The following is a 15,730-nucleotide window of genomic DNA, read 5'->3' as shown; positions in this document are numbered from 1 at the left end:
TCCAAGGGCCAGTGATCACGGCATGGACGCTCGTAGTTTCAATCATCCGAGAGTCCTCCTATGTCCTTGCGTAATCTGAATATCGCGCCCCGTGCCTTCCTCGGTTTTGCCTTTATTGCCTTGCTGGTGATTGTGCTCGGCGTGTTCGCCGTCAACCGCATGTCGATCATCCGTCAGGCTTCCCTGGAGATGGACTCTACGCAGTTGCCAAGCGTCACCCAACTCGCGGTGGTGACGGAGAACGTGCTGCGCCTGCGGATTCTCTCGTTCCGCATTCTGGTCAACCGCGACCCGGCCGGTTTGCAGGAAGCCCAGACCCGCATCGGTGTGCTGGTGGACAAGGTGCGCACTGCTCAGGCCAGTTACGCGGCATTGCCGGCCGGTCCGCAAGAGCGCGCGTTATATCAGGAGTTCTCGACGACCCTCGACAACTACGTGCAGGCGCAAAACCAGATGATGGAGCTGTCGCGCCAGGACAAACTCGACGAGATGCGCGCCCTGATCAATACGAAGATCAAGGACGGCACCGACAAGATGGGCGAACAACTCAACAAGCTGATCGCGATCAACGCCGCCGACGCGAAGACCGCTTCCACTCAGGCGGGTGAGTATTACAACAGTGCCATTACCGGCATCATCGCCGTGTCTGTGATTGCCGCGTTGTTGACCGTATTGCTGGCCTGGCTGCTGACCCGCAGCATCGTCACGCCGCTGAACCGCGCCGTCGCTGCCGCGCAAACCATCGCTGGCGGCAACCTGACCAAAGCCATCGAAGTCGACGGCAAGGACGAGCCGGCGCGCCTGCTTGAAGCCTTGGCCGCGATGCAGACCAACCTGCGCAAGACCATCGAGCAGATTGCCGGCTCCGCCACCCAACTGGGCGCCGCCGCCGAAGAACTCAGCGCGGTGATCGAAGAGGCCTCCCGTGGCCTGCAACAGCAGAACGATGAAATCGAACAGGCCGCCACCGCCGTCAACGAAATGACCGCTGCGGTGGAAGAGGTGGCACGCAACGCAGTGTCGACCTCCGAAGCCTCGAACCAGTCGACCCACGCCGCCCGTGAAGGTCGCGATCAGGTGGTGAAAACCGTCGACGCGATCCAGACCATGACCCACGACGTGCAAAACACCGCGCAAATGATCGAAGGCCTGGCCGCTCAGGGCCGCGACATCGGCAAAGTGCTGGACGTGATTCGCGCTATCGCTGAGCAGACCAACTTGCTGGCGCTCAACGCCGCCATCGAAGCGGCCCGTGCCGGTGAAGCGGGACGCGGTTTCGCCGTGGTAGCGGACGAGGTTCGCGCCCTGGCCCATCGCACCGCGCAGTCGACCCAGGAAATCGAAAAAATGGTCGCCGGCATTCAGAACGGCACCGGTGAAGCAGTCGAGTCGATGCAGCAAAGTAACCAGCGCACCCAGACCACCCTGGAAATGGCCCGCGCCGCTGGCGTTGCGCTGGAGCAGATCACCCAATCGATTCACCAGATCAACGAGCGCAACCTGGTGATCGCCAGCGCTTCGGAAGAGCAGGCGCAGGTGTCCCGCGAGGTCGACCGCAACCTGGTCAACATCCGCGACCTGGCCACTCAATCGGCCGCCGGCGCAAATCAAACCAGCGCCGCGACTCACGAACTGTCGCGCCTGGCGGTGGATTTGAATGCGATGGTGGCGCGCTTTGTGATTTGAAATGACGGGCTCGGATATCGAGCCCGACGATTGGTTTTAGGGAATTAGCACCGTTACCCGTGCAGGATGTGATAGCGGGCTTCGAGACCCGTCTGGGAATATCCAATCGTAGTTAAAATAGCGAATTCCATTGCCTTTCTCTTTGAATACAGCCTTTGAAAAAGGGACCTTGATTTCCTCTGGGTCTTTGAATTGACCGGAGTACACCGGGGTGGTAGGTACGTTGACATTCGCTTCTAGATAAACTTGGATAATATCGGGTGGGAGGGCAGTACCGTCATGCTTGAAGGTGACGATAAGTTCTCCGTTATGTTCATCGAGATACTTTGTATCGACGAGGCCATTTTCCAGATCAGGCGGAAGTGTTGGCGCTGGCGGGGTGGCTTGCATATCAATTTCTCCTTGGCGTTAAAAAATGCCTTGATTCAGATAGGTGCCACGGAACACTAAAACTCTTTCGCGTGCCTCGATACTGTCAACTCTGACAGTAGACATCAGTGCATTCGGAGGTCGAAGGTGTTTAGTTTTCCAAGAGTTTCATCGCATCCGCTGGAAGGAGGGAGCGCGATGGTGGCACGCTTCGTGATTTGACCTAGGGTGAAGGCTGGAGACCGCGCAATCAGGAGACGTACATGCGCTATTCAGCCTTGACCCAACGAATCGCCGGGGAGGGAGCAGCGGCCTGGCGGATTCACGACCGAGCGCTGGAGCTGCGCGCCGAGGGCATTGATGTCTTGCTGCTGTCCGTGGGCGATCCGGATTTTGATACGCCGCTGCCGATCATCCATGGCGCCATCGACAGCCTGTTGGCGGGCGATACGCATTATTCCGAAGTGCGCGGCCGACTGGAGCTGCGCAAGCGGATTGCCGAGCGCCATCGGCGCAGCAGCGGTCAGGACGTCGATGCCGAGCATGTGATCGTGTTGCCCGGCGCGCAATGCGCGGTGTATTCGGTGGCGCAGTGTCTGCTGGATCCGGATGATGAGGTGATCGTCGCCGAACCGATGTACGTGACTTATGAAGGCGTGTTTGGTGCCTGTGGTGCAACCGTGGTGCCGGTGCCGGTACGGCCGGAAAACGGCTTTCGAGTCGATCCGGTGGACGTTGCGGCGCGAATCACCTCAAAGACTCGGGCCATGTTGCTCAACAGTCCCAATAATCCTTCCGGCGCCAGTCTGTCGCTGTTGATCTGGCAGGAGCTGGCGGCGCTGTGTATCCGTCATGACCTGTGGCTGATCAGCGATGAGGTCTACAGCGAATTGTTATACGAAGGCGAGCACGTCAGCCCGGCAAGCCTGCCGGGCATGGCCGAGCGCACCGCGACCATCAACAGCTTGTCCAAATCCCACGCCATGACCGGGTGGCGCATCGGCTGGATGATCGGACCGAAACCCTTGGCCGAACATCTGGTGAATCTTTCGCTGAGCATGCTGTTCGGCCTGCCGGATTTTGTGCAGAAGGCCGCGCAGGTCGCACTGGAAAAGGATCTGCCGGAAGTGACGCAAATGCGCGAGGAATACCGCTTGCGCCGGGATCTGGTGTGCGAACGGTTGCGCGGCTGTCCGGGGTTGTACCCGATCAAGCCGGATGGCGGGATGTTCGTGATGGTTGATGTACGTCAGACCGGGCTCGGTGCGCAGGACTTTGCCGAGCGGTTGCTGGAGGGCTATGGGGTTTCGGTGCTGGCCGGTGAAGCGTTCGGGCCCAGTGCGGCGGGGCATATTCGCATCGGGTTGGTGGTGGATCGGGTGAAGCTGGCGGATGCGTGTTCGCGGATTGCGCTGTGCGCTGCGCAGCTTCTCCAGGTGCGCAGCGCCTGACCAAGATCAGAGTGGGGGATTCACCAGATTGGCGGGCCTTTGTCCCGCCAGCGCCGCCAACAGATTCTCCACCGCACACCGCGCCATCGCTTCGCGCGTTTCATGGGTTGCCGAGCCCATGTGCGGCGTCGCCACCACGTTGTTCAACTGCAACAACGGCGAGTCATGATTCAACGGTTCACGCTCGAACACATCCAGCCCCGCCGCGCGAATCCGGTTATGGCGCAAGGTGTCGATCAGCGCGGCCTCATCCACAACTTTGCCTCGTGAAATGTTGATGAAGATGCTCTCCGGTCGCATCAACGCAAACTGTTCGGCGCCAATCAGACCTTCAGTCTGCGCCGTCAGCGGCAATGTCAGGCAGATGAAATCCGCCTGCTGCAACAAGTCTTCAAGGCTGCGGTACTGTGCATCGAAACGTTCTTCAACCGCCGGTTTGCGCGACTGGCTGTGATAGATCACCGGCATCCCGAACCCGAAATGTCCACGCTGGGCCAGCGCCTCACCGATCCGCCCCATACCGATGATGCCCAGGGTCTTGCCGTGCACATCGGTACCGAAATGCGCCGGGCCGATGCTGCGGTGCCAGTGGCCGCCGCGCACCATGTTCGCCAGCTCAACCACGCGCCGGGCGGTGGCCAGGATCAGTGCGAAACCGGTGTCGGCGGTGGTTTCGGTGAGCACGTCCGGGGTGTTGGTCAGCATGACCTTGCGTTGGGTCAGGTAGTCGATGTCGTAGTTGTCGACACCCACCGAGACGCTGGAAATCGCTTCAAGGTTCGGCGCCAGATCGAGCAGCGCCGCGTCCAGTTTCAGGCTCGCACCGAGCAGGCCTTGGGCACCGGGGAGGGCGTCGCGCAGTTTCATCAGGCCGTCGGCGTCGAGGCTGTCGATCAGCGTCACATCGACCTGTTCCTCAAGGCGCGCCATCAGCGCCGGCGACAGTTTCTTGTACAACACAACCTGCTTTTTCATCGCAGTCATCTCTCTATCAATTCAGGAATGGGCCGGCAGCGGACGCGGTGCGACGCGCTTGGTCGTCACCCGGTCGCTGGCGCCGGGCTTGAGAAAAATGGTCAGCACCACCGAGAGCATCAGCGCGCCACTCATCAACAGATACGAAGCGCCGGGCGAACCGGTGGAGCTGTTCAGGTAACCGACCAGATACGAGCCGCCGAACGAACCGAGGGCGCCCATGCTGTTGATCAGCGCCATGGCGCCACCGGCCACGTTGGCCGGCAGAATCTCCGGGACGATGGCGAAGAACGGCCCGTAAGGCGCGTACATGCAGGCGCCGGCAATCACCAGCAGCGTGTACGACCACCAGAAATGCTCCGCGCCCAAAGCGTAGGAACCGTAGAACGCCACCGAGGCAATCAGCAGCGGTGGCCAGACGAAACGTTTACGCTTTTGCAGCTTGTCCGAGCCCCACGACACCAGCAGCATGCCGATCACCGCCGCCAGATACGGCAACGCCGACAGCCAGCCGGCCTCGATCATGTCCATCTGCGCGCCGGCCTTGAGGATCGACGGCAGCCACAGTACGAAGCCGTAGACGCCGATGCTCCAGCAGAAAAACTGCAGCGCCAGAATAATCACCTTCGGCGAACGGAAGGCTTCGGCGTAGTTCTTCACCGCTTTGATCCCGACCTGTTCGGCGGCGAGCGCGCTTTCCAGATCGTGCTTCTCCTGATCGCTGAGCCACTTGGCCTGGGCCGGACGATCATCGGCGAGCTTCCACCAGATAAAGGCCCAAAGGACTGCCGGCAGACCTTCGATGATGAACATCCAGCGCCAACTGAAATGCTGCACCAGATACCCGGAAACCACCGACATCCACAGCATCGTCACCGGGTTGCCGAGGATCAGGAAGGTGTTGGCCCGCGAGCGTTCGGCGCGGGTGAACCAGTGGCACAGGTACACCAGCATCGCCGGCATCACCGCCGCTTCGACCACGCCGAGCATGAAGCGGATGACAATCAGCCAATAGGCGTTGGAGACCACGCCGGTCAGTGTGGCGAGCCCGCCCCAGAGGATCAGGCTGACGAAGATCAGCTTCTTGACGCTGTGCTTTTGCGCGTAGATCGCGCCGGGCACCTGGAAGAAAAAGTAACCGAGGAAGAACAGCGCGCCGAGCAGCGAGGACAGGCCCGGCGTGATCATCAGGTCTTCAGCCATTCCGGAGGCAGCAGCGAATCCATAATTGGCGCGGTCCAGGTACGCCAGGCTGTAGGTGATGAACACGATCGGCATGATGTACCACCAGCGGCGGGTGGCGAGGGTTGCGGTTTTCATGGGTCTTGCTCCTGAGCTTGTTGTTTTTGTCGCAGCAGGTTCAAAAAATGTGTTGTCTGTCAGGGCCTCATCGCTGGCAAGCCAGCTCCCACAGGTTTTGTGTACTCCACGGACACTGTGGGAGCCGCGGTGAGACGATTCGACTTGCCAGCGATGGCGGCCTCGAATTCAACGGCTAGTTCGGAACGGGTCGGCAAACCCTCCATGTCACCCCGGCTCTGCACCGCCCGACTGCCAATCCAGTTGGCACGTCTGACCGCCTCGGGAAAGCTCTGATGCTCCAGCAGGGCACTGATCATCCCGACCGCAAATCCATCGCCGGCGCCGACCGTATCGACCACAGTCTCGACCGGCACCCCGGCGACAAACCCCTGATCCAGATGCGTGCGGTAGTAGGCGCCCTGCGGCCCGAGTTTGATCGCCACGGCTTCGGCACCCTGATCGAGATAGAACGCGGCGATATCCGCCGGATCTTCAAACCCGGTCAGCAGCCGGCCTTCGCTCAACCCGGGCAACACCCAGTGGGCGAGGGCGGCGAGGCGGTTGATCTCGCGGATCATCTCCCGCTCGCCGGCCCAGAGGCTCGGGCGCAGGTTCGGGTCGAACGACACGCTGCGCCCGGCGTTGCGCATGCGGGTCATCAGTTCACGGGACATTTCCCGGGCCGACGCGGACAGCGCCGGCGGAATACCAGTGGCGTGCAGATGCCGGGCGCCTAGCAGTTTCGGGGTGATCGACTGCGGCGACAGATGACTGGCCGCCGAGCCACGGCGGAAGTACTCGACCGTCGGATCGTTGCCGTCATCGTTGCGCGACTTGAGCTGGAAACCGGTCGGGTGCGCCGGGTCGACTTCAACGTGACTGCAATCCAGCCCTTCGCGGGCCAGGGTCTCAACGACAAATCGTCCCAGCGAATCGGCACCGACACGGCTCAACCACGCGACCTTGAAACCAAGTCGGGAAAGTCCGATGGCCACGTTGCTGTCGGCCCCGGCAATCCGTTTGTGGAACTGGTCGATGAAGGCCAGATCGCCGCTCTGTTCGGCGACAAACATGGCCATGGTTTCGCCGAACGACAGAATATCGATCTCAGACATGAGCAGGCTCCAGACGGGATTGGCCGAGGCGGGCGAGGGCGGCGACGTGTTCGGTGGTCAGCTGCACCAGATCATCGCCCTGCAACGGGTATTCGGCGGCGCGCATGACCCCTTGGGCCATGTGCCGCAGCAGTTGTTCCCACAGATGCAGGTCGGTGGCGGCGGGCGGCACAGCTACAAGTTTGCCGTCGGCGCGGCGGGCCACGGCTTTGCAATGCACGTAACCGACATGACGGCCCAACAAGCGCGCGGCGCTGGTGGCGGACTGGTCTTGCCACTGCCAGTTGCCGATGTCGAAGGTCATCTTGATCGGCAGGTTGTGTTGCTCGACGGCGGCGAAGAACCGCTGGAACGGTTCGATGCGCCCGCCGTGCAAGGTCTGGTCGTTCTCTACCAGCAGATGCACCGGGCTCTGCGCGAGTATTTGCCCCAGTGTCTGCAGGTCGTTGTTGTCGGTGAAGAAACCCAGGGAAACCTTCAGCCACTTCGAGCCGAACGCTTCAGCGTTTTGCAGCGCAGTGATGAGTTCGGGATTGGGCCGTGACTGACCGACCAGCCACAGTTCGGTGGGCGAGGAATAGACGCTTTGCAGGCCTTCGGCTTGTGTGGCGGCGGCGAGTTGTTCGGGGACTTCGATGGTCAGCAGTTCTTCGCGCCATTCAATGCGATTGGCGCCGGCGGCGGCCAGCACTTTGATGAACGAAGCCTGACCATTGCGGCGGACGAGGTCGGCGCCGTAGCTGGACAGGCTGATGGAAACGGCAGGTCTATTCATTGTTATCTACCTCTGAAACCGGTTTCATTTTGTTCAAAAATTTTTTGGTGGCCCCGTAGGGTCTTATTCCGCCTTGCTGAGCGTTGAGCCGCGCTCGATCAGCATCGGTGCAAAATCCAGAGTTCGCGCGACTTCATCATCCCCACGCAACCGCTTGAGCAAACACTCAAACGCCCGCGCCCCAATCTCCTTTGTAGGCTGAGCGAGGGCGGTGATCCCGCTACCTACCAACGGATACCAATCCAGATCATCCAGCGCGATCATCCCGACATCCTCAAACAACCGGCAGCCGATCTCGCGCAGGGCCCGGGTGCAAGCCAGCGCCGCCACGCCATTGGCGCAGAACAGGGCTTTAGGGCCCGAATCAGGTGTGTCTAAAAAGGTTTGAAGATCGTTCGCAAGGCTTGGGCCGGTTTCCAGCACCGCACCATTCATGCTTTTGCGCTGGCCAACCTGCTGCTGAAAACTGCTGACCCGCTCGATCCGCGAACTGGTGCCGTCATAAGGTTCCGTCACCAACAGCACATCGCGATAGCCGCGTTGCTCAAGATGTTCCATCGCCAGCTCGATGGCTCGCGGGTTGTTCAAACCGACCATGTCGCTGTCCAGCCCATCGACCTTGCGATCCACCAGCACCAGTGGCATTTCCCGCTTCAGCTCATCCAGTTCATCCCGGTGGTGGCCCAAGGTGTTCACGATCAGCCCTTCGATGTTGTACGAGCGCAACAGCGCCAGGTGCTGGCGTTCCTGCTCGTCATCGCGGTCGGTGTTGCACACCACCAGGCTGTAGCCATGTCGGCGGCAGGCGGTTTCCACCCCGTGCATCACGGCAATCGAATAAGGGTTGCGGATATCGGCCACCAGCATGCCGATCAGTCGGGTGCGTCCGCGTTTCAGGCCTCGAGCCATTTGATTGGGGCGATAGCCGAGTTCGGCAATCGCCTGCTCGATGCGCTGGGCAATGGCATCGGAGAGCAGGGCGCGGTCATCGCCGATAAAGCGCGAGACGCTGGCCTTGGACACACCGGCGTGTTCGGCGACGTCGAGCATGGTGACGCGGCTGCGCTGGGCGGCGGAGAAGTCGTTCATAGGGTGAACCTTGTTTTTATGTCATGAAACCGGTTTCAGGAGACCCGTTTCTCGGCTCCTCGTCAAGCCAGAAAAACCGCTTCCCCACAAAGAAAACCGACCGACGGTAGAAAGACCTGTCAGATCTGACAGTTGGCGATCGCTTCGACACGGCGCTTAATCTGGTCAGCGTCCAGTCAATGCAATATCTGACATTCAGCCATGTTCAAGAGGGGGATTGCTCGTGATCTCAAGTGGTCCGTTGGATTTCGATCCGCCGCAGGTCGACGGCGTAGAAGATCCGGCAATCGATCCGGAGGGATGGATTCCGCTCGAGTTACTCCGCACGGGGATTGACGTTGTCGTCCCCCTCTGGAAAGAGCCGGCCACCGATCCCGGGGAGCGGGATATTCTGACTGTGAACTTTGAGCAGCCCGGTCAAACCCCGGTAAAAATCCAGAACATCTACCGACCCGAAGATATGCGGCCTGAGTTCAGGATACATATCGGCCCCGAGCACTTGTTGAATGATGGCGTCGGAGAACTCTGGTATGACCTTTTAGACACGGCCGATAATCCATCCAAATCACAGCGGCGGAACCTGACGATTGATCGCACGCCTGTAGCGGTCGATCTGGAAGGTGCCAAATTTTTGAATACCGATATTTGGGGTTACTACCACTGCCAAACCACTCCGCCGATTTGGGAAGGCATACATATTCATGTTCCGCCATTAACTTTATTTAGAACAGGCGATCGATGTGAAGTGACCTGGCGAGGGTACTCTTCGCTAAATGGCAGCGGCCCGGAGATCGTTGGCGCGAGATGGGGAAATGTACGGAATAGTCTGACTGACAAGGACATTCGTGAAGGATATCCGCTCTTGGTGGAGCCCTACAATGTACATATAGAACCCATGGAGAGGGAATCCTCAGCCACCGTCATTTATCGAATGTTTCGTGGAAGCCGACTAGTAGGAACGTCCGAGGTCGCACTGGTAAAAATTGACAGAATTCTGCCAGGTCAAGAAATGCCCTGCGGCCCTTGAAGTTTGACGATAAGTGAGTTTTGAGCAGCACTGTTGGGAAGCAGTAATCGAAAATATCACGTCTTGATTAATTTAATAGCGGGAGTTTTAAAATGAACAGTCGGGTTGAAAAGGCTATATTGTCCAGGAGGGTTTTACTTCAGAAAAGTTATGGCGCAGCTGGAGTGTTCGCAGATCCTCCAGCCGTCGACATTCCTGCGCAAACGCTGCCTGGCGGCGATTTGCGTATTCCGGTGTCAGCGCTTTCCGCACCACTTGAGTACACGATCCCAAAGCCAACTGAACCAGAAGATAAAGATGATTTGATCGAGTTCAAAATTCGCGAAAAAGGCACAACCCTTTGGAGCGACATCGAACCCATGCAAGCGCTGGGGCCGATTGCCGAACGCAAGTGGCCTTTGCCAAAAACCATTCCGTTAACGCCATGGATGACCGAAAAAACGACACCGGAGGCTCCAACAGAATACGAAGTTCAATATATCTACTGGTACGGCGCGGTCAACCAAGGCAATTCGCTGATTAAGACATACGCCATTGACCGGACGCCGCCTTACAGAGTCAAAAACCCGGCTTCCAATCTTTCTCCCAAGGCGGCCAATTATCCGGCCTCCATCCCGCCGGGCAGTGTCATCGATGAAAAGGTTATCGCGGATAATCCGGGCGGTATCGTGTTGACTGCTGCGGCTTACGACAATTATCACGCCACGGACGAATTGTGGGCCTGGTTTGGCAAGGCTCCGGATACGGTGCGTGACGAGCCGGTAGTTAAAGTCACCTTGCCTGCTTCCCGTGAATTTACGATACCCATCCAGACGTACGTTGACGCTGAAGAGGGTAGTAACACGGTTATCTATAAAGTACGGGACCTTGCCGGTAACGAGGGAAAAAACTCGAATCCCGTCTCCCGTGAAATCAGACGGATTGCCGATCCGACGAAGTTTGATATTCCGGTCGTGCCACTGGCTGCAGACGACCTGATTGATCTGGCCGACTGCAGTGTGGGCGTTACTCTTGAGGCCGAAGTGCCTGTTCCGAATGCGCCAACAGACACCTTGGCGGCTTTTTGGGGTAGTGAGGAGTTGGGTGAGAAACCCGTCAGTGGCGCCGTCGGTGGAAAGCTGACCTGGGATGTACCCTATGACAAGATCAAGAAGGTATACGGCAATACCGACGGTGATGAAGAAACCGAGTTCAGTTATGCCATGTTCAGAGGCAATCGATATATTGGTGGCAACAAGGACACGACCCTTGTCAACATCTTCTACCGCGGCCCCGTCAATCCCGATGAGCCCAATCCGGTCAACCCTGTTCTTGAGAAACCTGTACTGCAGTTTGCGGGCGGTAGTACAGACAAGGTAGAGGAGTCGGACTACGGGAATGATGCGACACTTTCCGTAGAACTGTTCACGGCCCCTCCTGCCGAAGAAGGTTGGAAAGCTACGATCTACTATGACAATGAGTTGGTCAAAACCTTCGAGCTGCGGGGCGGTGATGAGGGCACAACGCTAGAGGCGACTTTACCCTGGAACACTATATTCACTCACGGTCCAGGCACCAAACCTGTCCACTGGATACTTCATAGTGATAACAATCCCAACCCGATTTCCTGTACTCCAAAAGATATTCCTGTTGCTGCGTTTCCAATCCAGACACCGGCACCTGAAGTGCAAAATCTTGCTGGCCCACTGAAAAGAATCGGTTGTACAACATTGAACTGGGGCACCGGTGACGGAACTTCTCGCCGGAACTTGCGCGTCATCATTCCGAAAAGTGCCTACACCGTTTCTGGCGAGAAAATTACGTTGAGTTTCGCTGCGTATACTGATGCCACTCCTCCGGTACTGGTTCCAGGGACGGACACTACAGCACAGCTAGACGTACCTGATCCTTATCCAGATGCAGGCGCAACCATTGACATTGGTGTGTATGAAACACACTTCAAACCAGCCAACCGGGCCAACGGAGTGCTGTCTTATACCATTACTCGTACGGGCACAACACCGACTCCCGATTCAGCAAAAGCGCAGCATTTCATCCTGCTGACTAACAGCGAAGGACAATACTGTGACGAAGTTTACCCCGCACCTTAAAGCGGGCGGCAGACAGTGCGGCCGGGGAGCCGGGCGTGCTGTCTGCTGTTACTTTGTTCACCGCATAAAAGTTTTATGGTGGGTTTTTCCGACAAAGAAAGAGATTAATCCTACATAAATCTACGCTACTTCAAGCTAGCTTAGCGACCCTCGTTTTCATGGCCCTTTCCCCGTGGCTCGTTTTAAATAACAGGTGTTCACTATGCAAAGAAAAATATCGAATGTACGTCTACGCGATATCCGTTGGGGGCTAGTGCTTTCATCGTTTCTAGCTCCGTTTTCGCAAATCGCCATCGGAGGAAATCTGATCGGAGGGACTACAACGATTACTGGAGGCACTCCCGAGGACTGGACGCTCAGTTCCAATGCAACCTTGAATGTCAATGGTGCTGACACCTTGTTTATCAACACGGATGCTTCAGTCCTCAATGTCAATTCGGGTAATACTCAACAAATTGCTGCCCGCAATGGTTCACAAGTCAATCTGAGCGGCGCGAACGTTTCAGGTGCAAGTGGTTTGGCAGCGGTGACACTTGTCAACAGCGATGGCAGCATCAAAAACAGCACGATCAATGGTAATCGTGTCGGGCTTCAGGTTGTGCGTGACGCAAGTACCCTGACCGGATCGACTGCCACCGTAAGCGGCAAAAGCGTTATAACCGGCGTGACGGGCGGCGCATTGGTTAGCGCGTTCAGTCGTCTGGATATTGTCGACTCAACCCTTCAGGCAACGGGTGCCAGCAGTTATGGGGTGCGCCTGGCGAGCGGTCAGGCAACGGCAACGGACAGCACAATCATAGGAGGACAAAACGGCGTAATCATTGGTCTGGACGGTAACTCCGTTCAGCCTGCGACACTGACCCTTACCAAGACAACCGTTGAAGGCGTAACGGGCTCCGCCATTCTGGTCGACTTCGCCAACGCTGGATCGTCCAGAGCGACCATCACTCTGGACAATGCGAATCTGTTGGCAGGCAACGGCACGATACTGGATGTACGGGGCGGTGCAACGGCCTCGATGACGGTGAATAACAGTACCTTGAATGGCAATGTCATCAATGAAGCTGGCAGCACGGCTGAATTGGTATTGCAAAACAACTCGGCGCTGACCGGGCGTTTGGAAAACGTTTCTCATGCAACCATCAACGACACATCTCGTTGGGTTCTGGTGGGCGATGGCCAGATTGAAAACCTTACTTTGAACGGTGGCACCGTGCGCTTCGGCGCTGACAATGCTTTTTATCAATTAAACGTCGGGCAACTGGCGGGAACTGGCCATTTCGAGTTGGGCACTGACTTCGCCACGGGTCAGACAGACTTGCTGAATGTGACGGGGACAGCGACGGGGCGCCATGAGCTCGCAATCAGCAGTTCCGGTGTCGATCCGGCGGCCGGTCAACCGATCAGGGTGGTGCAGACTGCCGGGGGCGATGCAGAGTTCTTCATAAATCATCCTGTCGACCTTGGCACCTACTCATACGGTCTGGAAAAAAACGGCAATGACTGGGTTCTTGATCCCACAACCAAAACGGTCAGCCCTGGAACGCGTTCGGTGTTGGCGCTATTTAAAACTGCGCCAACCGTGTGGTATGGCGAACTTGCCTCACTGCATTCGCGCATGGGCGAGTTGCGTTTCAACGGTGGGCAAGGTGGTGCGTGGGGGCGTACCTATGGCAATAAATACAATGTCGCCGATGCCTCAGGTGTCGGCTACCAGCAAACCCAGCAGGGTTTTACGTTAGGCGCTGATACTCCACTGCCATTTGGAGACGGACAATGGCTGATCGGCGTGATGGCAGGGCACAGCAAATCGGATCTGAACCTGGATGGCGGCACTTCCGGCACGGTTACAAGCAATTATCTGGGAACCTACCTCACCTGGATTGACCCGCTCAGCGGTTATTACGTTGATGCTGTACTCAAGGTGAACCGCTTTCGCAACGACGCAAAAGTCGGCTTGAGTGACGGTGGCAGGGCCAAGGGCGATTACGACAACACGGGATTGGGTGGTTCAGTCGAGCTGGGGCGGCGCATCAAACTGGAAGATGGTGTTTTCATTGAGCCCTACACCAAGTGGTCCGGCGTGGTCATTGAGGGCAAGCATTTTTCCCTGGATAACGACATGCAAGCCGATGGCGACCGTACTCGATCACTCCTGGGCGAGGCCGGCATGACCGTGGGACGCACATTTGCGCTCGAACGCGATTTGAAAGTTCAACCCTACGCCCGTGTCGCGATGGCGCACGAGTTCGCGAAAAACAATGAGGTCAAGGTCAACAACAATGAATTCAACAATGATTTGTCGGGGAGTCGAGGTGAACTGGCCGTTGGCGTGGCAATTGCCATGACCGACCGCCTGCAGGTGCACTTTGATGCGGACTACAGCAACGGGAAAAATATAGAGCGGCCAATAGGCTTGAACATCGGTGCCCGTTATAACTTCTAGATAACGCTGTAATAAGAGATCAATAAAAAAGGAAGCCAATGCTTCCTTTTTTATTGCGTGCCAATATTCATGCGTCTCAAGCAACCTTCAAATTCTTTTTGAGTCCTGCGATATAGACATTACCCTGCGCACTGAAATCCAGGTTGACCAGCAGCTCTAAGTCATCTTCGTCCTGATTCAGCAGTACGATATTTGTCAATTTTCCCGAAAAAATGCCTTCTTCATTGTCAAATGCCAACGTTGCGACTCCGCTTTTCTGCGAATAAATCAAAGGCTCTGTCGATAAAGTGTTGTCGACAAAGGTGATACGAACCTGATTGGACTCTGGCGTGACAATGTATTCATCATTCGCCAAACTTCTACCGAACGAAATATGGATTTCTTTTGTCTTGTAGCTCGGGTGTGGTTCTCGATGCCTGGCAAACATGACCAAAGCTGTACCAAATGGAGGGGGAAATACTTTTGATGTCAGCTCGACCAGTTGGGCATTGAAGGGTTTGTCAGTGCCAACGGTTCCAGAGCAATTACCGGCCTTGGCCATGCTTTTGATATTTTTCATAAAAGTTGTCTCTGCATTGATGACATTGGATATCCAGGTAATGGAACTTCCCGGATTCCCTATCAGAGCGCTTAAGACCGACGTTTGTAAACTGTCATACCTGACAGTTTACAAACGTCGGAAAAGGTGAAGCATGAGTGCTGTTCATGCAGTATTTTTTGTCAACCAAACAACCCTGCCGCAATGTTGATCGAGAACCCGAGAATCGCCGTGTTGAACACAAACCCGATCAACGACTGTGCCAGCACGATCTTGCGGATCTCTCGCGTGGCCACGCCGACATCTGCCGTCTGCACAGCGACGCCGATGGTGAACGAGAAGTACAGAAAGTCCCAGTAATCGGGTGTCGTCAGGCCTTCGGAAAAGCGTAGCGCCGGCTCCTTGCCGTCCCAGGTGTAAAACAGACGGGCGTAGTGGACGCAGAAGATCACCCCGATCAGCAGCCATGAGCCAATCACGGTCAATGCGGTAAAACCGTAGTGCAGGAGTTTTCGGGTGGTTTCCAGGTCCTTGCTGCCAGCCAGTTCGACAGTAATGGTCGCCAGGCTGGCCAAAGCGGCGATACAGACGACGAACAGCACCAGCCCGGCATTTTCATCCTCGACTTCGGCGATGCGTTTGACGTCCGGCGCTTTGGCGCGGATGGTCAGCCAAAGCATCAGGATCAGGTACGTCCAGATCCCGGCATTCCAGCCGATGAGGATTTTGCTGATGACGGAGTCGGCGGGTGTGAGCAGGCCGACGGCAAGCCCAAACAAAGCAGCGGCAGACAGGCGAGGGTGGGTGCGGGCGAGGAAGCGCATGGGGACTCGATGGGCCAGGGTGGTTCAGACACCTTAGCCCAGC

General features: G+C 57.1%; 13 protein-coding genes. 5 read left to right on the top strand and 8 right to left on the bottom strand.

Translation table 11 applies throughout. The features are described from left to right. The first annotated feature begins 60 nt into the window (after positions 1-60). Positions 61-1,686 (top strand): methyl-accepting chemotaxis protein, encoded by a 1,626-nt coding sequence (locus tag QRN46_RS16920; RefSeq protein WP_011334316.1) that lies wholly within the window; start codon positions 61-63, stop codon positions 1,684-1,686. Between the two features lie 36 nt (positions 1,687-1,722). Here the strand turns inward: QRN46_RS16920 and QRN46_RS16915 are convergent, their stop codons facing one another. Next, positions 1,723-2,076, bottom strand: coding sequence for a hypothetical protein (locus tag QRN46_RS16915; RefSeq protein ID WP_285356014.1), 354 nt, complete (start codon positions 2,074-2,076; stop codon positions 1,723-1,725). Positions 2,077-2,318: 242 nt separating this feature from the next. Here QRN46_RS16915 and QRN46_RS16910 point away from each other — a divergent pair, with 242 nt between their 5' ends. Then, entirely contained in the window at positions 2,319-3,506 is a 1,188-nt protein-coding gene (locus tag QRN46_RS16910; protein ID WP_011334314.1) for a pyridoxal phosphate-dependent aminotransferase, read from the top strand. Between the two features lie 6 nt (positions 3,507-3,512). On the opposite strand, the gene QRN46_RS16905 is transcribed toward QRN46_RS16910, so the two are convergent. The 5 genes from QRN46_RS16905 to QRN46_RS16885 form a co-directional block, all read right to left on the bottom strand. Then, positions 3,513-4,481, bottom strand: a complete 969-nt coding sequence (locus QRN46_RS16905) for a 2-hydroxyacid dehydrogenase (protein ID WP_285356012.1) — start codon at positions 4,479-4,481, stop codon at positions 3,513-3,515. Between the two features lie 21 nt (positions 4,482-4,502). Further along, the gene (locus QRN46_RS16900) at positions 4,503-5,801 is read right to left on the bottom strand and encodes an MFS transporter (RefSeq protein ID WP_285356010.1); all 1,299 of its coding nucleotides are present in this window, start codon (positions 5,799-5,801) and stop codon (positions 4,503-4,505) included. A 59-nt stretch (positions 5,802-5,860) separates the two neighbouring features. Then, positions 5,861-6,898 carry a sugar kinase gene (locus QRN46_RS16895; RefSeq protein ID WP_221614594.1) on the bottom strand — a complete coding sequence of 346 codons (1,038 nt, stop codon included), beginning with the start codon at positions 6,896-6,898 and terminating at the stop codon, positions 5,861-5,863. Then, a complete protein-coding gene (locus QRN46_RS16890; protein ID WP_285356008.1) occupies positions 6,891-7,673 on the bottom strand; it encodes a sugar phosphate isomerase/epimerase family protein in 783 nt (260 codons plus the stop codon). The genes QRN46_RS16895 and QRN46_RS16890 overlap by 8 nt, the downstream gene beginning before the upstream one ends. Before the next feature lie 63 nt (positions 7,674-7,736). Further along, on the bottom strand, positions 7,737-8,762 hold the full coding sequence (locus QRN46_RS16885; protein WP_201818484.1) for a LacI family DNA-binding transcriptional regulator: 1,026 nt from the start codon (positions 8,760-8,762) through the stop codon (positions 7,737-7,739). 223 nt (positions 8,763-8,985) lie between these two features. Here QRN46_RS16885 and QRN46_RS16880 point away from each other — a divergent pair, with 223 nt between their 5' ends. The 3 genes from QRN46_RS16880 (at position 8,986) to QRN46_RS16870 (ending at position 14,325) form a co-directional block, all read left to right on the top strand. Continuing rightward, complete coding sequence (locus QRN46_RS16880) at positions 8,986-9,789, top strand: hypothetical protein (protein WP_285356122.1); 804 nt, start codon at positions 8,986-8,988, stop codon at positions 9,787-9,789. 92 nt (positions 9,790-9,881) lie between these two features. Further along, positions 9,882-11,879 (top strand): hypothetical protein, encoded by a 1,998-nt coding sequence (locus QRN46_RS16875; RefSeq protein WP_285356006.1) that lies wholly within the window; start codon positions 9,882-9,884, stop codon positions 11,877-11,879. Between the two features lie 202 nt (positions 11,880-12,081). Further along, positions 12,082-14,325 carry an autotransporter outer membrane beta-barrel domain-containing protein gene (locus QRN46_RS16870; RefSeq protein WP_201818486.1) on the top strand — a complete coding sequence of 748 codons (2,244 nt, stop codon included), beginning with the start codon at positions 12,082-12,084 and terminating at the stop codon, positions 14,323-14,325. A 76-nt stretch (positions 14,326-14,401) separates the two neighbouring features. Here QRN46_RS16870 and QRN46_RS16865 read toward each other — a convergent pair whose 3' ends face one another. Then, entirely contained in the window at positions 14,402-14,884 is a 483-nt protein-coding gene (locus tag QRN46_RS16865; RefSeq protein ID WP_041475285.1) for a hypothetical protein, read from the bottom strand. A gap of 161 nt (positions 14,885-15,045) precedes the next feature. Continuing rightward, the gene (locus QRN46_RS16860; RefSeq protein WP_011334304.1) at positions 15,046-15,687 is read right to left on the bottom strand and encodes a DUF1345 domain-containing protein; all 642 of its coding nucleotides are present in this window, start codon (positions 15,685-15,687) and stop codon (positions 15,046-15,048) included. Positions 15,688-15,730 lie beyond the last annotated feature (43 nt).

The sequence above is a fragment of the Pseudomonas sp. lyk4-R2A-10 genome, assembly GCF_030209075.1.
GTDB lineage: Bacteria > Pseudomonadota > Gammaproteobacteria > Pseudomonadales > Pseudomonadaceae > Aquipseudomonas > Aquipseudomonas glycinae.
This window is presented reverse-complemented; position numbering and strand designations above follow the sequence as displayed.